Here is a 21,566-nt window from a genome sequence, read left to right as displayed (position 1 = left end):
AAGGAACCTCACGTGACCACGCGTGTCCTCGGCCCCACCGGACTCGCCGTCCACCCCGTCGGCCTCGGATGCATGGGAATGAGCTGGGGCTATGCCGAGTCCCGGCGCGACGACGCGGTCTCGGTCGCGGTGATCAGGCGGGCCCTGGACGCCGGGCCGGTCCTGCTGGACACGGCCGACGCCTACGGCGCCGGCCACAACGAGACCCTCGTCGGCCGCGCTCTCGCCGGCCGCCGCGGCGACGCCGTGGTCGCGACCAAGACCGGCATCGTCGTGGACGACCTCGCCACCCGCACCCTGAGCCGTGACGGTTCCCCCGAGCACATCCGCCGCTCGGCCGACGCCTCCCTGGAACGGCTCGGCGTCGACGTCATCGACCTGTACTACCTGCACCGGGTCGACCCCGCCGTACCGCTGGAGGAGTCCTGGGGCGCGCTGGCCGAGCTGGTGCGGGCGGGCAAGGTGCGCCACCTCGGGCTGTCGGAGGTGACCCGGGAGCAGGCCGAGGCCGCGCACCGCGTCCATCCGGTGGCGGCCGTGCAGTCCGAACTCTCCCTGTGGACCCGGGAACCACTCGACCCCGGCACCGGGATGTCCGGCTGGTGCGCCGAACACGGCACCGCGTTCGTGCCGTTCGCACCGCTGGGCCGGGGATTCCTCACCGGGCGCTACACCCGCCCCGGGGACTTCGAGTCCGGCGACTTCCGGGCGACGAATCCGCGCTTCACCGGGACGGCGTTCACCTCGAACCTGCGCATCACGCAGACGGTGGAGAAGGTCGCCGCCCGGCACGGGGCGACCGCGGCGCAGGTCGCCATCGCCTGGACTCTCGCCCAGGGCGAGCATGTGATTCCGATCCCCGGCACCAAACAGTCCCGGTATCTGGCGGACAACCTGGGCGCGGCTGAACTGCGCCTGACGGCTGAGGACATGCGGGAGCTCAACGCGGCTCCTGCCGCAACCGGCAGCCGCTATTAGGCCGACCGCCGCGCCGTCGTGGCTGGTCGCGCCCCGCGGCGGAGCCGCACCTAGACACGGCCTCGCGCCCCTGTGGGGCGCTCCACAACCCCCCTCCACCAACAGGAGCACACCATGCCCGATCAGCCCGGCGGCGCCCTCGCGCCGCCCCCGTACACCGTCGCCGTCGTCGGTCTCGGCGGTACCGGACTGGCCCTGGTGCGCCGGCTGGCCCGCGCGGGGCTCGCCGTCGTCGGTGTCGACGACGACCCGGCGGCCCTGGCCCGCGCCGAAGAACTGAGCCCGCCCGAGCGCCCCCGTACGGTGTCCCGGTTCCCAGCGGGGCTCGCCGAGGCCGACGTGGTCATCGAGGCCGTACCGGAACCTGCGGCACTGAAGCGGCAGGTGCTGGCCAGGGCGCGTCCGCTGCTCAGGTCCGGCACCCCGATGGTCACCACCGCGCTGACCACCCCCCTCGCCGAGCTGCGGGAGGCCGCGGGTGCCGACCTGTTCGCGCTGCGCTTCCTGCGCGCCGACGACCTGGACGCCGTGGAGGTCGCCCGTGCTCCAGGCGCCGGTGATGCCGCGGCCGAGCGGGTGGAGGGGGTCCTGACGGCGGCCGGGATGACCGCGTACCGGGTCGTCGACCGGCCCGGCTCGCTCGCCCCCGGCCTGCTGCTCGGCCTGCTGAACCGGGCGGCGTGGATGGTTCACGACGGCTACGCCGACGCCCAGGACGTCGACACCGCCATGCGGCTCGGCGCGGGCTGGCGGGAGGGCCCGCTGGCGGTGCTGGACGCGATCGGTCTGGACACCGCACGCGACCTGCTCTCCCGCCTCGCCGAGACGGCCGACGGACACGCGGCCCCGGCCCCGGTCCTCGACGAGCTGATCGCGCGGGGCGCCCTCGGCCGCAAGGCGGGCCGCGGCTTCCACCACTACGGACGCGAGGAGGGGCCGCGCCGCCGCGCGGAGCCGACCGCGCCGCCCGGCCGCCGGGTGGTGGTCGTGGGCTCGGGGACGATGGCCACCGGCATCGCGGAGTCCTTCGTGCGCGGCGGCTTCGACACCACGCTGCTGGCCCGGACCGAGGAGAAGGCGCGGGCGGCGGCGGAGCGCGTGGAGTTCGCCCTGCGGCGCACGGGCGCGGACGAGGAGGCGGGCGGAGGCGGTTTCGGGGCGACCGCGGACCGCTCGGTGCTGGGCGCGGTGGACGTCGTCGTCGAGGCGGTGGTGGAGGACCTGGAGGTCAAGCGGCGGCTGTTCGCCGAACTCGGCGCGGTCTGCGCGCCGCGCACCCTGCTGGCCACGTCCACCTCGAGCCTGCCGGTCGCCGACTGCACCGAGCCCGCAGGCCGCCCCGCCGACGTGCTGGGCCTGCACTTCTTCAACCCGGCCCCGGTGATGCGCCTGCTGGAGCTGGTCCCCATGGCGGGCACCAGCGAGCACTCCCTGGCCCGCGCCCGCGCCGTGGCCGAACGGCTCGGCAAGCGGACCGTGCGCTGCGGCGACCGGGCCGGTTTCATCGTCAACGCGCTCCTCTTCCCGTATCTGAACCAGGCTCTTCAGCTGCTCGACGCGGACGAGACGACGACCGCCGCACTGGACGCGACCGCGCGGTCCGTCGGCGGTCAGCCGCTCGGCCCGGTACGGCTGCTCGACACCGTCGGGGCCGACGTGGCCCTGGCGGTGCAGCGCCGGCTGCAGGCCGACCCGCGCTGCCGGGCACCGGAGTCGGCCCCGCTGCTGAGGCAGCTGGTGGCCACGGGACACCTCGGCCGCAAGACGCCCGGCAAGGGCACCCGCGCCTACCTGACCTCACGCGCCGGCGCATCGGTCCCCGCGGCCGCCTGATACCGCCGGGCGGTGGCCCCTCCTCCCCCCGGGGGCCGCCGCCCGGCCTCTCCCACTCACCCACTCACCCAGTCACCCACGGAAGGCCGTAGCCCATGTCAGAAGTTGCCGGCGCCCCCGTCGAGATCGCCTTCTTCGACGTCGACGAGACACTGATCACCGTCAAGAGCATGTTCCGTTTCCTGCGCTTCCACTACCGCGAGCGCGGCCTGCCGCCGTCGGTGTACGAGAAGGCGGCGGGCACCCTGCGGCGCCGGTCGGCGGCGGGCGTCTCCCGGCTGGTCACCAACCGCGAGTACTACCGCCTGTTCGCCGGCCGCCCGCGTGAGGAGCTGTTCGCGCACGGCCGGGCCTGGTTCGACGCGGAACTCGCCGGGGGCTCGCTGCTGCATCCGCCGGTGGTGTCCGCGCTGCGCCGGCACCAGGCGCGGGGCGCGCTGATCGTGCTGGTGTCGGGCTCGTTCCGGCCGTGTCTGGAGCCGGTCGCCGAACTGCTCGGCGCCGACGAGATCCTGTGCAGCGAGCCGGAGTACGCCGACGGCTCCTGCACGGGCCTGGTGGAGCGCCCGGTCATCGGCGTGGAGAAGGGCCGGCTGGCGCGCACGCTGATGCGGCGGCGCGCGGTGTCCCCGTCGCGCGCCGCCGCCTACGCCGATCACGCCTCCGACCTCGACCTCCTGCGCTCCGTCGGCCGTCCCGTCGCCGTCGGCGACGACATGGTGCTCGGCGCCCATGTCGCCGCGGTGGGCGGCGAGACGCTGCCGGGGGTCGGCCGGACGGCGGACGTCAGCCGGTCCGGTCGTTGGCGACCGACACCAGCGCGGTGAAGCACAGCCTGCCGTCCTGGTGCATCGTCACCAGGAAGCGGGCCCGGCCGAGCTGGTCGTCGGGCAGCAGCTGGGCGTCCACCCAGCAGGGGGAGTCGAGTTCGACGTAGCGGTGGAAGACCGTCTCCATCGCCTCCGCGACGCCGACCCGGGGGTGGCGCAGGGTGCGCACGGCCTGTTTGGCCGCCTCCAGCAGGAGGATGCCCGGGGCGTGGTCGCTGGGGTGGTCGAAGTACATCGGGTGGTGGGTGTCGATCCGCAGCTGCCAGCGGTCGGTGGTGTCGGTGGGCGAGAGCACCACGTCCCGGAACTCCTCGCCGGCGCCGGAGACCGGGGGCGGCAGCGGGCGGCTGCGAGCCAGTTCCAGCATCCGGTGGGCGTCGCCGTGGGAGCCGCGCAGGCGGTCGTAGATGGCGGGCGGCTGGATGGTGAACCGGGTGTGGGCGGTGGCCAGTTGTTCGCCGTCGCGCTCCACGGTGATGTGCAGGGACAGGGCCGTGACCCGGTCGCGGCGGCGGACGACGTCGTAGCAGCGGATGTGCAGATCGGGCCGGCCGCCGGTGCCGTTCTCGCGCAGGTTCGGCAGGTTCAGCGCGTAGCGGTACTCGCTCCAGAGCAGACGGTGGCCGAACGGCACGCCGTAACCGGCGTGCGACAGCAGCGGAAAGGTCTGCCGAATCGTTTCGGTGAGGAGAACGGCGCCATCCCCCAGGTCGCCGGCCTCGGTCCAGTCCGCCGCGATCAGGAACTCGTCCTCCGCCAGGCGCTCGAGACCCGAGAGCAGCACCTGCCCGGCGTCGTGCTTGTGGACGAGACCCTTCTCGACCCGGACCGGTATCGCAGCAGTCGTCGCCGACTCGTTCATGTGGAACCCCCCTGTTTTTCGCGCCTGTTGTGCCGCGTCGACATGCGCTGCCCCGCCCAGTGGCGAAGGCGCGCCACGGCCAGTAACATAGAGGACGTTCTTTTTCTTGTCGAGACCGGGACGCAGCCATGACACGAGCGAACACGCATCGCGCACCCAAGCAGGAGCGCGCGATCCAGACCCGAGAGCAGCTCCTGAAGGCGGCCGCGGAGGTCTTCGACGAGTACGGCTACGCCGGCGCCGGGATCAACAAGATCCTGCAGCGTGCGGGCGTGACCGCGGGGGCGCTGTACTTCCACTTCAAGGACAAGCAGAACCTCGCGATGGAGGTGATGAACGCCCAGCGCAGCACCATCGAGCCGCACGTGCCCACGACCGGCCTGCAGCGCCTGGTGGACATCACCCTCATCTGGTCGCACTCGCTGCAGGCCGATCCGCTGCTGCGGGCCGGCGTCCGGCTCACCGGCGAGCAGGCCGCCTTCGGCCTGCAGGACGCCACGCCGTACACCGTCTGGGCCCGCAGCTTCGAGGAGTGCCTCGAAGTGGCGCGGGCCGAGGGCGAGTTGCGTGAGCACGTACGCATCGAGGAGCTGGCCGAGTTCGTCGTCGGCGCGTGCACGGGCATGCAGGAATTCGCGCAGGTGGTCTCCCGGCGCGCCGACTTGCCCCGCCGCACGGTGAACATGTGGCGGCTGCTGCTGCCCGGCATCGCCACCGGCCCGGCTCTGGACAGGATCGAGAACAGCGAGGAGCGCGCCCTGTCCCTGTGGACGTCCCTGAGCGCGCCCGGCCAAGGGGAGGGAACCCGATCATGACCTACCGTCCGCACCGGCTGAGACTGGCCGCCGTCAACATCGACGGCGTCCTGCTCAACGACACCTTCAGCCCGCTCATCCACCGGTTCGTCACCCGCCGCGGCGGTGTCTACTCGGCCGACGTCGAGCGCAGCGTCTTCTCGCAGCGGCAGGCCGACGCCGGCCGCGCCATGGCGGCGGCGGTGCCGCAGTCGCTGACCGGCGAGGAGGCACTGGCCGCCTACTTCGAGGAGCGCGCCGCCTACCTCGCCGACCACCCCGTCGAGGTCACCGAGGGAGCCGGTGCGCTGCTGCGGCGGCTGCGCGCCGCCGGGCTGGAGGTGGTCTGCTACGGCGGCCTGGCCAAGTCCCACTTCGACGAGCATCTCGGCGCCCTCGCCCACCTGTTCACCCCGCCCCACTACCTCTGCACCAACGACGTGCGCCCCGGACTGCGGGAGATCACCGCACACTTCGGGCTGGAGCACGGCCAGATGCTCTTCGTCGACGACGTGGCCCGGGTCGCCGAGGCGGCGCGAGCCCTCGGAGCGCCGTTCATCGGCCGCCCCACCCGCTTCGAGCACAGCCACCAGGCCGAACTGATGCGCCGGGCCGGGGTCCGCCACCTCGTCGACGGGCTGGACGAGATCGACGAGCCGCTGCTGCGCGCCCTGGACGAGGAGGCGACGGCCGGCACGCTGTGGCCGGCGGGAGCCGGGACGCCGGTGCCGGCGTCCCGTTAGGCACGGCTCGCCCCCGGCCGTCCGGGCGCCTCGCGAGCACGGGGCCCCGGACGGCCCGCAGGCCCCCGGGCGGTCGGACGCCGTCCCGCACGACCTCTCGTACGTCACCTCAGACGGCCAGCGTGCCACCGTCGACCGGGACGGTCGCGCCGGTCACGAAGGACGACGCGTCGCTGCACAGCCACAGTGCCGCCTGCGCGATCTCCACGGGGGCGGCGAACCGCTTCTGGACGGCACGCGCGAAGAACGTCTGCTCCACCCCGGGCATCTGCGCGACGGCCGCCTCCATCATCTCGGTGAGCGTGCTGCCCACGGCCAGCGCGTTGACCCGGATGCCCCGGTCCCCGTACGAGGCCGCCGCGGCCTTGGTCAGACCGATCACCGCGTGCTTGGCGGCCACATAGGGCGCGCCGACACCCGTGGCGATCAGTCCGGCCACGCTGGCGGTGTTGACGATCGCGCCGCCGCCGGTGCGGAGCATGGCGCGGACCTGGTGGCGCATGCAGTTCCACACGCCCCGGACGTTGACGTCCATGACGGCGTCGTAGTCGTCGTCGGACATCTCGTGCAAATCGGTGCCGAGAGTGGCGTGCCCGGCGTTGTTGAAGGCCGCGTCCAGACGGCCGTAGCGCTCCACGGCCGTCTCCACGACCCGTTCGACGTCCTCACCACGGCGTATGTCGCCGGGAACGTGGGTCGCGCGGCCTCCCTTCGCCTCGATCTCCTCGACCACCGAGGCGAGTTCCCGTTCCCGGCGGGCCGTGAGCACGACCGCCGCGCCGTGCTCGGCGAAGAGCCGGGCCGCCGCCGCGCCGATGCCCGACGAAGCCCCGGTGACCATGACCACTCGGTCGTCCATTACGCACGTCTGTTCGATCATGACGCCCAGTCAAACAGCCGTCTCCGGGAGAGTCAGCCGGATGGGGCAGCTGTTACCAGCCAACCTGCCAAGAACGTTCCGAGCTGCTCGTTCTCCGGATCTCTTGGGAATCTCTTGACCTATGGTGGTGCTGTCGCGGACCTGCCGCGGCGCACGGGGGCGGGAGGAAGGACGAGGCACAGGTGGCGAGGCAGGAGAGGGCTGAGCAGACCCGGCAGCGGCTCATCGAGGCCGCGGCCGCCGAGTTCGCCGAGCACGGCTACGACGGCACCTCCCTGCACGGGATCGTCAGGACGGCCGGGGTCACCATGGGCGCGCTGACCTTCCACTTCCCCAGCAAGTCGGCCCTCGCGGACGCGGTCCAGGAGGCAGGCGCCGCCACCACCCGCGAGATCCTCGACGCCACCGCGCCCGCACCGGGACTGCAGGGCGTGCTCGACGAGGTGCTGGCACTGGCCTCGGCCCTGCGCACCGCCCGGACCGTCCGCGCCGCCGCCCGGCTCACCCGCGAGGGCCACGCCGCCGGCCACGGCTGGTACGACTCCTGGGCCCCCGGCCTGCGCGAGGCACTGGAGCGGGCCTGGTACGAGAGGCGCCCGGACAGCGGACTGACCCCGCTCGCGGCCACCTCGCTGCTCTCCCACGTCCTGCTCGGCGTCGAGGCCACCTCCGCCACCCCGGACGCGCTGCGGCCGGTCACCGGCGACGCCCCCGAGGAGAGCCTCGCCCAGGCCCTCAAGGCCCTGGGCACCCTCCTCGCCCCCGCGAACACCCCTGACCCGGCCGGGGACTGACCAGCCCTCACATCGGCGGAACATCTCGTTCCGTATGGAATTCCCCGCATCCGGCGGATCCCTCCTGTCGCAGCTCAGAGGCTTGCGCACGCCACTCCACCCCTCCTCTTCCGGGACTCCGGACTAGAAACATAGAGAATGTTCTGTATATTTATGGCCGACCGGGAGAGAGGAGCCCGTCCATGGGTACGGCCACCGAGCAGATCCCCCCGGCCCAGCGGCTGTTCGCCCATCTGCCGCGGGCCGACCAACGGCGCTGGGCCGACGTCTACCTCAAGGGGCTGCTGGCGACCCCCGGGAAGAAGACGCTGCGGCGCATAGCGGCCTCGGTGACGCCGTCCCCGACGGCGCCCCAGTCGCTGCAGCAGTTCGTCAACGACAGCGCCTGGCCGTGGCGCCCGGTCCGCGCCGAACTGGCGCGCTGGATCGCCGAACACACCTCCGCACACACCTGGACGCTCTCCCCCGTGGTCATCCCCAAGCGGGGCGCGCTGTCCGCCGGTGTCCACCGGCGCTTCGTGCCCGCCTTCGGACGTACCGTCAACTGCCAGCTGGCCGTGGGCGCGTTCCACTCCGGCGAGTTCGGCGACCTGTCCGTGGACTGGCGGCTGTATCTGCCGCGGCGCTGGACCGAGGACGCGACGCTGCGGCAGCAGGCCCGCATACCGGAGTCCACCGGGCACGCCACCGTGGCCGAGCTCTGCCTTTCCCTCGCGGTCCAACTGGCGCGGAACACACCGCGGATGGCGCCGGTGGTCGTCCACACCGACGGTCACATCGACGCCGAACCCGTGATCGCGGGCCTGCAGGCCCGTGGTCTGGAGTGGATCGTGGCCGTACCCGACACCCTGCCCCTGTCGCCGGCCCCGGCCGCCGGCCCCCACCCGGCGGGCCCGGCGGCGCTCACCACGGCCCCGCGGCCGGCGGGCGACCTGCTGCGGCGGCACGCCCGGCCGGCCGCCGGCGGCCCCCTCGCCCCCGGTCGGTCCCGGCTCGGCACCGTGCGGGTGCTGCTGCCGGGGACCGGGGCGGGCCTGCTGGTCGGCGTCTGGACCGGCTCCCGGCCGCGGCCGGACCGGATCTGGCTGACCAACCTGCCCGAGGCGGACACCCGCGCCCTCGGCGTCATCGGTTCCGCGAGCGCCGTACGGATCGGGGACACCGAGGCCGACCTCGGCCTGCACGACTTCGCCGGCCGGTCCTACCCCGGCTGGCACCGCCACGCGACGCTGGTCTCCGTCGCCTCGGCGCACCGCAGCCTCGGGCACGCGGCGTGTCCGCCACCGGGTGGCGGCTGACCGCCGTACCCGGGCCAGGACCGTCGGCCGACGGTCTCCCCCTCCCCCCGCACCCCCCACCCAGCACCCCGGGAACCCCGCAGCGAGGCCGGGCTCCCGCCGATCCGTTCGCCCGTACACCGCGCGCCGCGCCGGGCGGTGACACCCAACCTTGAGGAGTGGCTGTGGAGTTCCGCGTTCTTGGACCGATCGACATCCGCGAGCAGGGGCGAGACGTCACCCCCAGCGCGCCCAAACAGCGGCAGGTGCTGGCCCTGCTCATGGCGAAGGCCAACCACCGGGTGTCGGTGCCGGCGCTGCTGAGCGAGGTGTGGGACGGCGAGCCGCCCCGGACCGCGACGACCGCCCTGCAGACGTACATAGGGGCGATACGCAAGGCACTGGCCGCCGGCAGCGGCACCAGTGCCCGCGACATCGCCGAGCACCGGCTGGTCACCGACGGCAACGGCTATGTGCTGCGGCTGCGCCCCGAGGACTGGGATCGCCCCCGCTTCGAGCGGCTGGTCCTCGAGGCCCGCGGGCTGCTGGAGAAGCGCGAGGCGCACACCGCCACCGAGGTGCTGAGCGACGCACTGGCCCTGTGGCGCGGCGCGCCCTTCGGCAACGTCCGGCACGGCAGCCGGCTCACCGTGCAGGCCCGGGTGCTGAACGAGGCGCACCTCGCGGCCTGCGAGGTGCGGATCGACGCGCTGCTGCTGTGCCGGCGATTCCAGGAGGCGGTCGGGGAGGCCGTAGCCCTGGTCGACGAGCACCCGTACCACGAGAACCTGCACACCCAGCTGATGCGGGCGCTGTACGCCTCGGGCCGCCGGGCGGCGGCGCTGGAGGTCTACCAGTCGCTGCACCGCCGTATGACCGACGACCTCGGCATCCCGCCGTCACCGTCCACCACGACCCTGCACCACGTCATGCTGCAGGACAGCCCCGACCAGCGGTACCTCGCCGCCGCGGGCGCCGGCGCCCTGCGCTGACGCGTTCTGTCAGGTGCCGGCGTCCCCGTCCGTCCACAGGCTCTCCACGGCCCGCGTCGGGCCGCCCAGCCCGCGGACCTCGTCCACGGCGACCCGGACGAAGGCCCGTAACCGGGCCGTCTCGTGGCCGGTGGGCCACACGAAGGCGTAGTCGATGCCCGGGGCGTCCGTGAACGGCTTGAAGACCAGGCCCGGACGGCTGTAGTAGTGCGCGCCGGCGGCCGCCACCGGTGTCACGCCCTTGCCCGCGAGAACCAGCGAGAGCGCGTCCTCCCAGTGCGTCATGGCCTGCCCGTGCGGAATGGGCCGCCCCGAGGGCGTCTGCCGCGGGAAGTGATGGTCCAGCCAGTGCGCCGGCACGTTCCCGGCGACCGTCAGCAGCGTCGCCTCCGCCAGGTCCTCCACGCTCACCGCGTCGCGCCGCGCGAAGGGGTGCGTGGACGCCATCAGCAGCACCCTCGGCTGCGAGACCAGCACCGGACCCAGCGTCAGATCGGGCTCGGCCACCGGAGGTTCGGTGACCTGCAGCTCGATGTCTCCTGCGCGCAGCGGGCCGTAGGGGTCCGAGATCTGTACCTGCCGTATCTGAACGTCCACACCGGGATACCGGCGTCCGAACACCTCGGCCAGGCTGTGCAGCAGATGGCCCGTGAACGCGCCGGAGAATCCGATCCTGAGCGAGCCGGTGATGCCCCGCCCGGCCGCCATGGCCCTCGCCACGGCCTCCTCGACCCCCCGCCACGCGGGCGCGAGATCGTCCCTGAGCTGTTCCCCGATGGGGGTGAGGGTGACCTGCCGGCTGGTGCGGTCGAACAGCTTGGCGCCGACACGGCGCTCCAGCCGGGCGATGGTCTGACTGACCCGGCTCTGCGAGACGCCCACCCGATCGGCGGTCCGCCCGAAGTGCAGCTCCTCCGCGAGGGTCAGGAAAATCTCGATCTCCTGGCGTTCCATGACCGCCTCTCCCGCGCCCCTCACTTCCGCGACCTCGAACGATGAGCTCAGCGAATCGATCGTTGCACAGATCGTCCTTGTTGCGCAGGTCCCCCGATTCGAAGCTGATCAGGTAATCCGGATCGCCAGGAAGGACCGCTCATGGCCGTCACCGAATCCTCACCCCCCGCCCACCCCACGCACGACGTCGCCGCACCGCCCGGGCCCGCCGCCGAAGGCTCCGCCTTCGGGACACGGGAGTGGCTGGTGCTGATCACCCTGTGCTGCGCCACCTTCATGTGCGGCCTGGACTTCTCCATCGTCACCGTCGCCCTGCCCGACATCGGCAGCGCCCTCGGGTTCTCCTCGGCCGGCACCCTGCAGTGGGTGGCCACCGCCAGTCTGCTGCCGTCGGCGAGCCTGCTGCCCCTGTTCGCCCGGGTCGCCGACCTGATCGGCCGCAAGCGGCTGTTCACCCTCGGCGTCACCGTGTTCACCCTGTTCTCGCTCGGCGCCGCCCTCGCGAACAGCCCCGGCATGCTGATCGCCACCCGCATCGGCCAGGGCACCGCCGCCGCAATGATCGCCCCCGCCGCCATCGCGCTGATGACCGGCTACTTCCAGGAGGGGCCCAAGCGCGCCCGCGCCCTGGGCCTCAACGGGGCCGTCATGTCGCTGGGCTTCGTGCTCGGCGCGCTCGGCGGCGGTGTCATCACCAACGGCTTCAGCTGGCGCTGGACCATGGTCGCGCTGTGCGTGATGGGCGCCCTGGCGCTGGCCGGCGCGCTCGCCCTGCCGCCGATCCACGAGTCCGGCGCCGCCCGGCGGATGGACATCCCGGGTGCGATCCTGGCCACGCTCGGCCTGTTCGGCCTGGTCTACGGCATCTCCACCGGCGGTGACCAGGGCTGGACCCGCCCCGCGGCCCTCGGCCCGATCGTCGGCGGCCTGGTGCTGCTGGCCGCGTTCCTGCTGGTCGAGCGGCGCCACCCGGAGCCGCTGGTGCCGCTGTCCGTGCTGAACCGGCCGTCCGTGAAGTGGTCGGGGCTGTTCGGTGTCATCACCTTCGGCATGTGCGCCGGTACGACCGTGCTGCTCAGCCTGTACATGCAGGACGTGCTCGGCTTCACCGCCCTGCAGGCCGGTCTGAGCTACCTCGGCGAGGGCGCGGCGGCGACCCTCGGCGGCATGTACGTCGCGAAGCTGCTGGGCCGGTTCGGCGGGGTGCGGGTGCTGGCCGCGGGCCTGCTCATCCAGGGCGTGGGCACGGTCGCGATGTTCGCCCTGCCCCAGGACGTGAACCTGGCCGCCCTGCTCGTCACGTCCTCGGTCATGGGGCTCGGCCACGTCTCCAGCGTCGTGTCGTTCATCACCGTCATGACCACGGGCGTCACGGAGGAGGACCAGGGTGTCGTCGGCGGCCTGTCGCAGCTGCCGCAGTACGTGGCCGCGATCGGTGTCTCGGGTCTGAGCGCGATCGCCGCCGCCCGCACCAACGCCCTCTCCTCGGGAGCCGCTCCGTCCCGCGCCGACATCCTGGGCGGACTGCACGCGGGCATGGTCACGGCCGGTGTCGTCGCCCTCGTCGGCGCCCTGCTCGTGGGGACCGTACTGCGCAAGCGGACCGCGGCGTAGGCCGTCCCGTGTCCGGCACACGGCATCGCCCGCCGGCACCGTCCGCGCACCCGGCGCGGCCGTCCGCCGCCACTCGGCGGACGGCCGCGCCGTCCCCGTGTCCGAGCCGCGCCGGGCGCCTTCGCCCGCGAGGAGAGCATCCGTGAACGACAGCCGCCTGCGCAGACCCTCCGCCGTGCGCACCCTGCGCGTGGGGGAGTTGAAGGTCAGCTACGTGCCCGACGGTGCGATGCTGCTGAAACCCGCCGGGACGCCGCCCGGGACCGCCGACGGCCCCGGGAGCGGGTACGGCGCCCACCTCAACGACACCCGGCGGCTGGTCGCCAACACCGGCGGCCTGCTCGTCGAGTTCCGCGGCCGGGCCCTGCTGATCGACGCGGGGTTCGGTCCGCGCGCGGTGCCGGAGGACCCCGGCGACCCCGGCCGGGGCGCGGCGCACGGCGGCTCGCTGCCCGGCAACCTGGCCCTGCTGGGGCGGTCGCCCGAGGACATCGAGACGGTGGCCTTCACCCGCCTCCGCCCCGACCGCACCGGCTGGGCGTGCGTCGACCCGCCCTTGTTCACCCGGGCCGACTTCGTGATCCACAAGCCCGCGTGGGACCCCTGCGACCCCGCGGTGGCAGCCCTCGGACCCCGGACCAGGCCGGTGCTCGCCGGCGACGAGATCTTCCCCGGGGTCCACGCCCTGGACCTGTCCGGTCACGGCGCCGAACAGGGCGGCTTCGTCATCGCCTCCCACGGCACCCGTCTGCTCGCCTTCGGAGACGCCCTGGTCTCCTCACTGCAGATACGGCACCCGGAGTGGTCCGCGATCCCCGACGCCGACCCCGCCCGCTCCGCACACGACCGTCGCCTGCTGATCGCCGAGCTGCTGCGCCCGGACACCCTCGGTTTCGGCATCCGCTTCGCGGACGTGGTCTTCGGCCGGGTACGGCCCCACGGGAAGGGGGCGGCCTGGCACCCCCTGTGACCCGCGGCCCCGTCAGCGCGCCGCACGGCACCGGGCGGGGCGCGCGTCTCAGCGGTCCGTGTAGGTGAGGTCGCCCACCGTCCACGCGCTGACGTCCTTGATCGCGACGCGGTACATGCCGCCCGTCTCCGGGATCCCGAGGCTGCCCTGCAGGATCCGGGCGAGATGGAAGTGCAGATGGGTGGGCGCCTCGCCGCGTGCGGGGCCCTTCGCTCGCGGCGGGCCGGCGAAGACGTCCGCGAACGGGCCGAGGCGGTCCGAGTTCTTCAGGACCTCCGCCACCCGCTCGCGCCACACGGCCTCGGGAGCCAGCCGGCCGGTGATGACGGCACCGCCGACGACCACGGTGAGGGTCATCTGATTGCTCCGCTCCGACTCCACCGCGGCGGAGATGGCGACGAGCAGCTCATCAGGGTTCGACATGACAGGAGTTTATTCCGGACCGGCGGCCGAACGCGTGGCCGGACGAGTTGTCCGCGAACCTCCCCGGAATTGTCCGTGATCCGTAACGGACGCATCCCCCGGTCCTCCCCGCTCGTCCTGCCAGATGGTCGAGGGGCGGCCGAGGGCCGGCGAGGAACTGAGCGGAAGCGGGGCGGACATGGCACGGCACGTCGGTGGGCGGGGCTGGTACGGCAAGGTGATCGGCGCGGCGCTCGGGGTGACGCTGCTGGCCGCCGGGGCCTCGGTGTGGACCGCGCAGGCGGGTGCCGTGAACGGGTCGTCGCCGCGGACGAACGCGTCGGCCAAGCGGAACACCGAGGTCAAGCCGGTCGCCGTGACCATCGTCCACGCCTCCGACAAGGGTGCCCGCGGCGTCAACATCACCATCGACGACGGTCCCGACCCGGTGTGGACGCCCCAAGTGCTCGACGTGCTCCGGCAGTACGGGGTGAAGGCCACGTTCTGCATGGTGGGGACACAGGCCCAGGCCCACCCCGACCTGGTGAAGAAGGTGGTCGCGGCCGGACACCGGCTGTGCGACCACTCGGTCTCGCACGACACCACGATGGACAAGAAGCCCGAGGCCTACCAGTCGAAGGAGATACTCGACGCCGAGCGCATGATCACCGAGGCGTCCGGCGGCGTACGGCCGATGTACTACCGGGCGCCCGGCGGGGCGTTCACCCCCTACAGCCGCAAGCTGGCCGCCTCCCGCGGCATGCGGCCGCTGGGCTGGAACGTGGACTCCAAGGACTTCGAGCGGCCGGGCACGGACGCCATCGTCGCCACCGTCCAGCGGGAAGTGCCGAACGGTCCGACGCTCCTCTTCCACGACGCGGGCGGCGACCGCTCCCAGACCGTCGAGGCGCTGCGCCGGATCCTCCCCTGGCTCAAGGGACAGGGCTACTCCTTCGGCTTCCCGGTGCGCTGAGCCCTCGCGGGCCGCGCCAGGACCACCAGCCGGAGAGCCCCGCGCCAGGCGGGGCCGGCCGCCGGTGAGAATGGGGGGACGAGGCGCGCGGATCGGGTGGCGGTGAGCAGGTGTCGGGTGTGGCGGGTGACGGACGGCCGGTGACGTTGCAGGGCATCGCGGCGCGCCTGGGGCTGCATGTCTCGACGGTCTCGCGGGTGCTCAACGGCCCGGCGGACGCGCGGAAAGGCGCCGCCTCCGGCGACACGGCCCGGCGGATCCGGGAACTCGCCGACGAGCTCGGCTACCGGCCCAACCCGCACGCCACCAGCCTGCGCACCCGCCGCAGCAACCTCGTCGGCGTGCTGTTCCCCCGGCTGTCGGAGATCGTCGTGGCGACCATCTACGAGGGCGTGGAGGAGGAGGCTACCGAGCACGGCCTGTCCACCTTCGTCACCAACACCCATGACGACCCCGCCCTGCAGCGCGAGCGGATCGCGATGGTGCTGGGCCGCCGGGTGGACGGGCTGATCATCGGGGACGCACATCTGGACGGCGCCGCGCTCGCCGACCCGGCGCTCGAACGTGCCCCGTTCGTCCTCGTCAACCGCCGCACCCGGACCGGTCTTCCGGCGGTGACCTGCGACGACCTGCTCGGCGGTCGGCTGGTCGCCGAGCACTTCCTGGCCCTGGGACACCGGGACGTCGCGGTGATCGCGGGTGAGCCGTTCGCCAGTACGGGCGCCGACCGCACCGCCGGCTTCACCGACCGCTACCAGGAGGCCGGGCTGCCCCTGCCCGCCAGCCGCGTCCGCCACTGCCGCTTCGACACCACCGGCGGGCATCGCGCCGCGACGGAACTGCTCGGCCGCCCCGACCGGCCGACCGCCGTGTTCGCCGTCAACGACCTCGCCGCGATCGGAGCCATCGGCGCCGCCCGCGACCTCGGCCTGCGCCTCGGCGAGGACCTGGCCCTGGCCGGCTTCAACGACACCCCGCTCGCCGCCGAACTCCCCGTCCCGCTCACCAGCGTCCGTTCCCCCATGGCCGACCTCGGCCGGATCGCCGTACGCCAGTTGGTGCGCCTGATCGCCGGGGAGAGCGCCGACTCCGAGCGGCTGCGCCCGGAACTGATGGCCCGCGCCTCGACGGGCGGTCCGGTCGGTCCGTCCCTCGGCTGACGGCCGAGGGTGAGACAGCGACGCCGTTACGGCTCTCCCACCACGCGTCGCCGCAGCCCCCGCCACGCCCCGAACCCGACGGTCATCAGCGCCACCGTCACCTCGGCACCCGTCTCCAGGGCGCGGGTGACCGTCGGTGCGCCCGTACGGCGGCCCAGGGCGGGGGCGACCTCGCCGAGGGGGTCGACGGTGACGGTCACCGTGTGGCCGACCCTCAACCGCTGCACACCGGTGTTCAGTCCGCCGACGGCAGTCGCGCCGGGCACCTTCAGGTCGTACGAGTAACTGCTGCCGTCCATCGAGGCCTGCTCGTACTCGGCTGTCAGGACGGCCCGTTCGACCCGGCCGCGGTCGTGGAACGTCTCCTGGTGCAGCACGTGCAGACGCAGCATCGGCATCGCGCAGACCGCCACGGCGAGCAGGGCCGCGACCCAGCCATGTTCGCTCATCTGCACGGCGGTGAGAAACACCACGGCGGTCACCAGGAGCCACAACAGGACGATTCTGTCGTTGCGTTGGTCGTACGCCAGCCCGGCGAGCCCGCGTGCCGCACCCCACAGTCCGGCCGCGACGACGGCACCGGCCAGGAACCCGAGGACCATGGACACCACCCGGCCGACGCGCATGGGCTCCCCCTCTTGCTTCATCGGCTCCCCCTTCCGAACGCCCAGAATGACGAACCCAAACGTTTGGGTCAAGGGATGAGCCCAAACGTTTGGGTTGTTGTTGTCTCGCTCCCGGGCGGGGAGCCCGGCCGGTGTCACCAGCCGAGGGCGTCGTCCATCGACTGCTGCCAGTAGCTGACCTTGAGCGAGTCGTCGATGTAGACGCCCTTCGCGGGCAGCGACGGATGGGCGGCGGTGCCGACGCTCCCGGACAGGGAGCGGCCGAAGAAGTGGACGGCGAGGGACTTCACCGTGCGGCCGTTGGTGCCGCTGCCGTCGGTGGCGGACAGGCTCACCGAGGCGTAACCGGACTCGCCGGGCTGGAGGGTGACGACCGCCTGGGGCTGCGACTCGTCGATGACCGGGGGCACGGACTGGGCGCCGGTGAACTGGACGGCCGGGTAGCCGTAGAGGTAGCAGGTCCTGCTGCCGGTGTTGGTCACGGTGAGCAGCATGTGGTTCACGGGCCGGGTCAACGGGGCCGCGACCGTACGGGTGTTGGACCCCTGGCAGGTGACCGGCCTGTTCGACGCGGCGGGGGCCTTCGGGGCGGGGGTGCGTACGGTCCGCTTCGAATGGGCGGTGGCCGAACCGGAACCGGTCGAGCCGGAGGAGCTCTTGGAAACCGTCGAGGCCGTCGCGCTCGCCGAACCGCCGGGGTGCGGAGAAGCGACGGAGCCGGCCGGAACCACGTCCGACGAGGAGTTCGTGGAGGTGCTCCTCGCGGCGCCCTCGTTCTTGGCGCCCGTCCCGTCACCGCACGCGGTCAGGGAGAGAGCGGCGAGAACGGCGGTCGCGGCGACGCCGGCGAGACGGGTGCGGGAGGTGCGGAGCTTGAACATGCGTCTGAGCCCTTCGGTGTTCGGGTGGCGGTGGTGATTGGATGACCGAAGCTTGTGCGGCGATCCGTCCCAACCGCCACGCCCAACGGGCAGTTGGGGACGCCGGAACGCCGGAACAGGCGCTGACCAGGGCGAACGCAGGGGCCCTGGAACGCGCGACTGGAACGCGGGGGTTGAGGGGAACGGGTGTCGGGAGCAACGGAGGCCGAGCGGACCGAGGAGTTCGCGCGGCTGCTACGGGAGTTGAAGGACCGCTCGGGGCTGAGTTACGGGGTGCTCGCCAAGCGGCTCCACATGAGTACGTCGACGCTGCACCGCTACTGCAACGGCACCGCGGTGCCGGTCGAGTACGCGCCGGTGGAGCGCCTCGCCAGGGTCTGCCGGGCGACTCCGCAGGAACTGGTGGAGCTGCACCGGCGCTGGATCCTGGCGGACGCGGCGCGGGGTCGCAGGGCCGAGGCTGCGGGGACGGCGGCCGAGGCGGCGGCGGACACCGATCAGGACGCGCTGACGGACTCGGATCAGAAAGCGGCGACCGGTTCCGATCCGGCAGCGGGCTCCGACAGCACTGCCGCCGCGGACCGTTCGGCCACGCCGCCCGTCACGTCACTCCCCTCCTCCGCCGGCCCGCTCGGGCAGGGCGATGTCGACGACGACGAGCCGGTCGTCGTGGACGTCCCCGGCGGATCCGCGCCGTCGCGCCGGTCCGGGCGTGGCCGCCGTACCGCGCTGATCGCCTCCGTCGCCGCGGCCGCCGTGGTGGGAGCCGTGGTGCTCGCCGTGCAGCCGTTCAGCGGGGACGACACGGGCGCCCGGCGGCCGGCCGGGGTGACGGAGCGGGCCGACGGCACGGCGGACGCCGGGAAGTCCTCCGCGACCCCGTCCCCGCGCAGAGCGAGCGCGTCGACCTCCGTCTCCCCCTCCGGGTCGGCGAGTTCTGGGACCGGCACGTCGAAGGGCGGCGGCGCGCGGAGCACCGAGAAGCCCGCCGCCGACGCCACCGGTGGCGCCGTACCGCTCACCGTCGGGACCCGGCCCTACGTCTACGACAGTCCGTGCAGCCAGCACTTCCTGGTCGACAGCGAACCCGCGCAAGTGGGCCCGCCGGCCAGTGAGCAGGACGCGCCGCGCTGGGCCGCCGCGTACGGGGCGGTCTCCTCGGGCGAGCAGGAGATCGCCCTCACCGTCCAGGGCACCGGCGCCGAGACGGTCGTACTGGAGGCGATGCACGTCCGCGTCCTGAGCAAGGGCGCGCCGCTCGCCTGGAACGACTACTCGATGGGCGTCGGCTGCGGCGGTGGCGTGGACACCAAGTCCTTCGACATCGCCCTCGACGGCGGCAGCCCCACGGTCACCGTCAAGGGCGGCCAGCGCGACTTCCCGTACAAGGTCAGCGAGTCCGACCCGGAGGTCTTCTACGTCGTCGCCCACACCACGGCGTACGACGTCCGCTGGGACCTCACCCTGGACTGGTCCAGCGGCAGCCGCCGCGGCACGGTCCACATCGACAACTCGGGCACACCGTTCCGTACCAGCGCCGACGCGAACCGGCCGGGCTACGACTATCCGCTGGGCGGCAGTGAGTGGATCAAGCGGGAGGAGGGCTGACTTCGAGTCAAGGGACCGCCACCCGGCGGTCCGTCGCGGGTAAAGGGTTCGGAATCGTCCGTTCAATGGCCTTGATATGTGCATGACCCATTGGATGGGATGCGCGGAGACCTCTCGCGATCACATCGCGATCACTTCGTGAGACTCCGAATCCAGGGGGATCCATGCACATAGCCCGTACCGGGCTGGGCCTCGCGGCCGCCACGTCGGCCGCCGCCCTCGCGGTCACCGCGCTGGGGACCGCCGCGCCCGCCGCCGTACCGCACACCCTGGCGGTACCGGCCGTCGCCGGGCACACCCTGGTCCACGGTGTGAGCAGCCCGCTCAGCAGTGAGCAGTGCCAGGCCAAGTGGCACATCAACTGCTACAACCCGCTGCAGTACCGCACCGCGTACGACCTCAACGCGCTGTACAAGAAGGGCGTCACGGGCAAGGGACGCACCATCGTCATCGTCGACTCCTACGGTTCGCCGACCGTGCAGCACGATCTCGACGTCTACAGCAAGCAGTTCGGGCTGCCCAGCACCAAGGTGCAGGTGGTGAAGTGGGGCAACGTCCCCGTCTTCGACCCCAAGAACGAGGACATGACCGGCTGGGCCGGCGAAAGCACCCTCGACGTCGAGATGGCGCACGCGGTGGCGCCCGCGGCCAAGATCATCCTGGTGGAGACCGCGGTCTCCGAGACCGAGGGCACCACCGGTCTGCCGGAGATGATGGACGCCGAGAAGCACCTGATCGACCACGGCGTCGGCGATGTCATCAGCCAGAGCTTCGGTGCCACCGAGAACACCTTCCCCGGCTTCGACAAGGGCGACTTCTCCAGCCTCAAGAAGCTGCGGTACGCCTTCAAGGACGCCGACAAGAAGCATGTGACGGTGCTGGCCGCCTCCGGTGACGGCGGTGCGACCGACCTCCAGCTGGACGGCAAGACCTACTACAACAAGCGGGTCAACTCCTGGCCGTCCTCGGACCCCTTGGTCACCTCGATCGGCGGTACGCAGCTGCACCTCGACGACAAGGGCGAGCGCGTCAAGCCGGACAGCGTCTACAACGACTACGGCTCCGGCGGTGGCGGCCAGTCCCACGTGTTCACCCGCCCGGCCTTCCAGAACGGTGTGAAGAAGGTCGTCGGCGCCCGCCGCGGCACCCCGGACGTCTCGATGGCCGCCGCGGTCAACGGCGGCGCCTGGATCTACTCCAGCTACGACCCGACCGCCGTCGGCTGGGACGTCACCGGCGGCACCAGCGAGGCCACCCCGCTCTTCGCGGGCATCGTCGCCCTCGCCGACCAGGTGGCCGGCCACCGGGTGGGCAACATCCAGCAGGCCCTGTACGGCCTCTCCGCCCACCACGCGGGGCGCAACGGCGTCGTCGACGTCAACGACGGCACGGACAACAGCTACCAGGGCGTGACCGGCTACAAGGCGGTCAACGGCTACGACCTCGCCACCGGCGTCGGCACGGTGGACGCCCTGCGCTTCGTCCCGGCCCTCGCGAAGGCGAGCCGCCACGGCTGACACGCACCACCGCACAAGGACGGCCCGGGTCATCGCACCCGGGCCGTCCCGCGTTCCGCGCAGGATGCGACGCCTGGGTCGCCGCCGCTCCTCACGGGCGCAGCACGACCTTCCCGGCGACCGTGCCGGACTCGGCCAGGCGCAGGGCCTCGGGGGCGTCGGTGAGGGGGAGTTCCGCGGCGATCTGGGCGGTGAGGTCGCCGCGCCGGAGAGACGCGAAGACCTCGGTCAGGTCGGCGCGCAGCCGGGAGCGGAAGCGGTTCTTCGCCGGGGCGCGGCCGGCCCAGACGTTGTAGAAGCAGGCGCGGCGGCGGTTGGGCAGCGCGTTCCACAGCCACACCCGGCCCATGAGCTTCAGCACGGGCAGCTGCTTCGAGCCCTCGGCGTCCCGGGTGGAGGCGCTGCCGTACGACACGAGGGTGCCGCCGGGGGCCAGCAGCCGCCAGGAGTCGACGATGCCGCGCCCGCCGACGTGGTCGAAGACGGCGTCCACCCCGCCCGGGGCGAGCTCGCGGATGCGGGCGGCGACGTCGGCCGCGCGGTAGTCGACGGGGACGACCCCCCGCTCGCGCAGGGCGTCGTGGTGCCGTACGGACGCCGTGCCGATGACGCGCGCGCCCGTGGCCAGCGCGAGCTGGACCAGGACCGAGCCGACGCCGCCGTTGGCGCCGTACACCACGACCGTGTGCCCGGCGCGGACGCGGGCCTTGCGGTGCCCCCTGGCCTTCTGGACCCGGCTGCACGGCGTGCTGTCCCTGGAACTCGCCGGCCATTTCACCGGCATGGGCTTCGACCCGGCACGCCTGTTCGCCGCCGAACTGGACGACCTGACCGGCCGACCGGCGCACTGACCCCGAGGCCGCTCGAGGCATCGCTCG

At 72.9% G+C, this 21,566-nt stretch carries 20 protein-coding genes and 2 pseudogenes; 15 read left to right on the top strand and 7 right to left on the bottom strand.

The window, feature by feature from the left end; translation table 11 throughout:
- Positions 1 to 12 precede the first annotated feature (12 nt).
- The 3 genes from ABZ453_RS28865 to ABZ453_RS28855 all read left to right on the top strand — a co-directional run bounded on the left by ABZ453_RS28865 (position 13) and on the right by ABZ453_RS28855 (position 3,638).
- Complete coding sequence (locus tag ABZ453_RS28865; RefSeq protein WP_359019221.1) at positions 13 to 978, top strand: aldo/keto reductase; 966 nt, start codon at positions 13 to 15, stop codon at positions 976 to 978.
- 114 nt (positions 979 to 1,092) lie between these two features.
- Positions 1,093 to 2,811 carry a 3-hydroxyacyl-CoA dehydrogenase family protein gene (locus ABZ453_RS28860; protein ID WP_359019219.1) on the top strand — a complete coding sequence of 573 codons (1,719 nt, stop codon included), beginning with the start codon at positions 1,093 to 1,095 and terminating at the stop codon, positions 2,809 to 2,811.
- 95 nt (positions 2,812 to 2,906) lie between these two features.
- The gene (locus ABZ453_RS28855; RefSeq protein ID WP_359019217.1) at positions 2,907 to 3,638 is read left to right on the top strand and encodes an HAD-IB family hydrolase; all 732 of its coding nucleotides are present in this window, start codon (positions 2,907 to 2,909) and stop codon (positions 3,636 to 3,638) included.
- Here the strand turns inward: ABZ453_RS28855 and ABZ453_RS28850 are convergent.
- Positions 3,598 to 4,503 (bottom strand): ScbA/BarX family gamma-butyrolactone biosynthesis protein, encoded by a 906-nt coding sequence (locus ABZ453_RS28850; protein ID WP_359019215.1) that lies wholly within the window; start codon positions 4,501 to 4,503, stop codon positions 3,598 to 3,600. The genes ABZ453_RS28855 and ABZ453_RS28850 overlap by 41 nt on opposite strands.
- A 128-nt stretch (positions 4,504 to 4,631) precedes the next feature.
- Here ABZ453_RS28850 and ABZ453_RS28845 point away from each other — a divergent pair, with 128 nt between their 5' ends.
- Together ABZ453_RS28845 and ABZ453_RS28840 are read left to right on the top strand one after the other, a co-directional pair.
- A complete protein-coding gene (locus ABZ453_RS28845) occupies positions 4,632 to 5,318 on the top strand; it encodes a ScbR family autoregulator-binding transcription factor (RefSeq protein ID WP_133044091.1) in 687 nt (228 codons plus the stop codon).
- A complete protein-coding gene (locus tag ABZ453_RS28840) occupies positions 5,315 to 6,040 on the top strand; it encodes an HAD family phosphatase (protein WP_359019213.1) in 726 nt (241 codons plus the stop codon). Before ABZ453_RS28845 ends, ABZ453_RS28840 begins: the two co-directional genes overlap by 4 nt.
- 109 nt (positions 6,041 to 6,149) lie before the next feature.
- Here the strand turns inward: ABZ453_RS28840 and ABZ453_RS28835 are convergent, their stop codons facing one another.
- Positions 6,150 to 6,920, bottom strand: a complete 771-nt coding sequence (locus ABZ453_RS28835; RefSeq protein ID WP_359019211.1) for a glucose 1-dehydrogenase — start codon at positions 6,918 to 6,920, stop codon at positions 6,150 to 6,152.
- Positions 6,921 to 7,102: 182 nt separating this feature from the next.
- Here ABZ453_RS28835 and ABZ453_RS28830 point away from each other — a divergent pair, with 182 nt between their 5' ends.
- The 3 genes from ABZ453_RS28830 to ABZ453_RS28820 all read left to right on the top strand — a co-directional run bounded on the left by ABZ453_RS28830 (position 7,103) and on the right by ABZ453_RS28820 (position 9,983).
- The gene (locus tag ABZ453_RS28830; protein ID WP_359019209.1) at positions 7,103 to 7,714 is read left to right on the top strand and encodes a TetR/AcrR family transcriptional regulator; all 612 of its coding nucleotides are present in this window, start codon (positions 7,103 to 7,105) and stop codon (positions 7,712 to 7,714) included.
- A 182-nt stretch (positions 7,715 to 7,896) separates the two neighbouring features.
- Complete coding sequence (locus ABZ453_RS28825; protein WP_359019207.1) at positions 7,897 to 9,012, top strand: transposase; 1,116 nt, start codon at positions 7,897 to 7,899, stop codon at positions 9,010 to 9,012.
- Positions 9,013 to 9,176: 164 nt separating this feature from the next.
- A complete protein-coding gene (locus tag ABZ453_RS28820; protein ID WP_359019205.1) occupies positions 9,177 to 9,983 on the top strand; it encodes an AfsR/SARP family transcriptional regulator in 807 nt (268 codons plus the stop codon).
- Positions 9,984 to 9,992: 9 nt separating this feature from the next.
- Here ABZ453_RS28820 and ABZ453_RS28815 read toward each other — a convergent pair whose 3' ends face one another.
- A complete protein-coding gene (locus ABZ453_RS28815; RefSeq protein WP_359019203.1) occupies positions 9,993 to 10,937 on the bottom strand; it encodes a LysR family transcriptional regulator in 945 nt (314 codons plus the stop codon).
- Between the two features lie 141 nt (positions 10,938 to 11,078).
- Here ABZ453_RS28815 and ABZ453_RS28810 point away from each other — a divergent pair, with 141 nt between their 5' ends.
- Together ABZ453_RS28810 and ABZ453_RS28805 are read left to right on the top strand one after the other, a co-directional pair.
- Positions 11,079 to 12,551, top strand: coding sequence for an MFS transporter (locus ABZ453_RS28810; protein WP_359019201.1), 1,473 nt, complete (start codon positions 11,079 to 11,081; stop codon positions 12,549 to 12,551).
- Between the two features lie 142 nt (positions 12,552 to 12,693).
- Positions 12,694 to 13,521: an MBL fold metallo-hydrolase gene (locus ABZ453_RS28805; RefSeq protein ID WP_359019199.1), complete on the top strand. Its 828-nt coding sequence runs from the start codon at positions 12,694 to 12,696 to the stop codon at positions 13,519 to 13,521.
- Positions 13,522 to 13,569: 48 nt separating this feature from the next.
- Here the strand turns inward: ABZ453_RS28805 and ABZ453_RS28800 are convergent, their stop codons facing one another.
- Positions 13,570 to 13,944: a hypothetical protein gene (locus ABZ453_RS28800; protein WP_359019197.1), complete on the bottom strand. Its 375-nt coding sequence runs from the start codon at positions 13,942 to 13,944 to the stop codon at positions 13,570 to 13,572.
- 178 nt (positions 13,945 to 14,122) lie between these two features.
- Here ABZ453_RS28800 and ABZ453_RS28795 point away from each other — a divergent pair, with 178 nt between their 5' ends.
- Entirely contained in the window at positions 14,123 to 14,896 is a 774-nt protein-coding gene (locus ABZ453_RS28795; RefSeq protein WP_359019195.1) for a polysaccharide deacetylase family protein, read from the top strand.
- A gap of 119 nt (positions 14,897 to 15,015) precedes the next feature.
- A complete protein-coding gene (locus tag ABZ453_RS28790; RefSeq protein WP_359019193.1) occupies positions 15,016 to 16,056 on the top strand; it encodes a substrate-binding domain-containing protein in 1,041 nt (346 codons plus the stop codon).
- 26 nt (positions 16,057 to 16,082) lie between these two features.
- On the opposite strand, the gene ABZ453_RS28785 is transcribed toward ABZ453_RS28790, so the two are convergent.
- Together ABZ453_RS28785 and ABZ453_RS28780 are read right to left on the bottom strand one after the other, a co-directional pair.
- Entirely contained in the window at positions 16,083 to 16,703 is a 621-nt protein-coding gene (locus ABZ453_RS28785; RefSeq protein ID WP_359019191.1) for a hypothetical protein, read from the bottom strand.
- Between the two features lie 113 nt (positions 16,704 to 16,816).
- Entirely contained in the window at positions 16,817 to 17,563 is a 747-nt protein-coding gene (locus ABZ453_RS28780) for a DUF4232 domain-containing protein (protein WP_359019189.1), read from the bottom strand.
- Positions 17,564 to 17,749: 186 nt separating this feature from the next.
- Between ABZ453_RS28780 and ABZ453_RS28775 the strand changes: the two genes are divergently transcribed.
- Both ABZ453_RS28775 and ABZ453_RS28770 read left to right on the top strand, forming a co-directional pair.
- Positions 17,750 to 19,171 carry a helix-turn-helix transcriptional regulator gene (locus ABZ453_RS28775; RefSeq protein ID WP_359019187.1) on the top strand — a complete coding sequence of 474 codons (1,422 nt, stop codon included), beginning with the start codon at positions 17,750 to 17,752 and terminating at the stop codon, positions 19,169 to 19,171.
- A gap of 164 nt (positions 19,172 to 19,335) precedes the next feature.
- Entirely contained in the window at positions 19,336 to 20,688 is a 1,353-nt protein-coding gene (locus tag ABZ453_RS28770; protein WP_359019185.1) for a S53 family peptidase, read from the top strand.
- A 91-nt stretch (positions 20,689 to 20,779) separates the two neighbouring features.
- Here ABZ453_RS28770 and ABZ453_RS28765 read toward each other — a convergent pair.
- A pseudogene (locus ABZ453_RS28765) lies at positions 20,780 to 21,403 on the bottom strand (zinc-binding dehydrogenase); the annotation flags it as partial.
- A gap of 4 nt (positions 21,404 to 21,407) precedes the next feature.
- Here ABZ453_RS28765 and ABZ453_RS28760 point away from each other — a divergent pair.
- Positions 21,408 to 21,539, top strand: a pseudogene (locus ABZ453_RS28760) (TetR-like C-terminal domain-containing protein); the annotation flags it as partial.
- Positions 21,540 to 21,566 lie beyond the last annotated feature (27 nt).

Origin of the sequence: Streptomyces sp. NPDC005799 (assembly GCF_040630525.1) — a bacterium.
In the GTDB taxonomy this organism is placed as follows: domain Bacteria; phylum Actinomycetota; class Actinomycetes; order Streptomycetales; family Streptomycetaceae; genus Streptomyces; species Streptomyces griseorubiginosus_B.
The sequence above is the reverse complement of the archived record's forward strand: the minus strand, read 5'-3'. Positions and strand labels throughout refer to the sequence as shown.

Bases quoted from the DNA above. Each gene is read 5' to 3' on its own strand.
- ABZ453_RS28810 (WP_359019201.1), top strand. From the start codon at position 11,079: ATGGCCGTCACCGAATCCTCACCCCCCGCCCACCCCACGCACGACGTC.
- ABZ453_RS28815 (WP_359019203.1), bottom strand. From the start codon at position 10,937: ATGGAACGCCAGGAGATCGAGATTTTCCTGACCCTCGCGGAGGAGCTG.
- ABZ453_RS28850 (WP_359019215.1), bottom strand. From the start codon at position 4,503: ATGAACGAGTCGGCGACGACTGCTGCGATACCGGTCCGGGTCGAGAAG.
- ABZ453_RS28795 (WP_359019195.1), top strand. From the start codon at position 14,123: ATGGCACGGCACGTCGGTGGGCGGGGCTGGTACGGCAAGGTGATCGGC.
- ABZ453_RS28855 (WP_359019217.1), top strand. From the start codon at position 2,907: ATGTCAGAAGTTGCCGGCGCCCCCGTCGAGATCGCCTTCTTCGACGTC.
- ABZ453_RS28860 (WP_359019219.1), top strand. From the start codon at position 1,093: ATGCCCGATCAGCCCGGCGGCGCCCTCGCGCCGCCCCCGTACACCGTC.
- ABZ453_RS28785 (WP_359019191.1), bottom strand. From the start codon at position 16,703: ATGAAGCAAGAGGGGGAGCCCATGCGCGTCGGCCGGGTGGTGTCCATG.
- ABZ453_RS28840 (WP_359019213.1), top strand. From the start codon at position 5,315: ATGACCTACCGTCCGCACCGGCTGAGACTGGCCGCCGTCAACATCGAC.
- ABZ453_RS28780 (WP_359019189.1), bottom strand. From the start codon at position 17,563: ATGTTCAAGCTCCGCACCTCCCGCACCCGTCTCGCCGGCGTCGCCGCG.
- ABZ453_RS28835 (WP_359019211.1), bottom strand. From the start codon at position 6,920: ATGATCGAACAGACGTGCGTAATGGACGACCGAGTGGTCATGGTCACC.
- ABZ453_RS28770 (WP_359019185.1), top strand. From the start codon at position 19,336: ATGCACATAGCCCGTACCGGGCTGGGCCTCGCGGCCGCCACGTCGGCC.
- ABZ453_RS28800 (WP_359019197.1), bottom strand. From the start codon at position 13,944: ATGTCGAACCCTGATGAGCTGCTCGTCGCCATCTCCGCCGCGGTGGAG.
- ABZ453_RS28825 (WP_359019207.1), top strand. From the start codon at position 7,897: ATGGGTACGGCCACCGAGCAGATCCCCCCGGCCCAGCGGCTGTTCGCC.
- ABZ453_RS28845 (WP_133044091.1), top strand. From the start codon at position 4,632: ATGACACGAGCGAACACGCATCGCGCACCCAAGCAGGAGCGCGCGATC.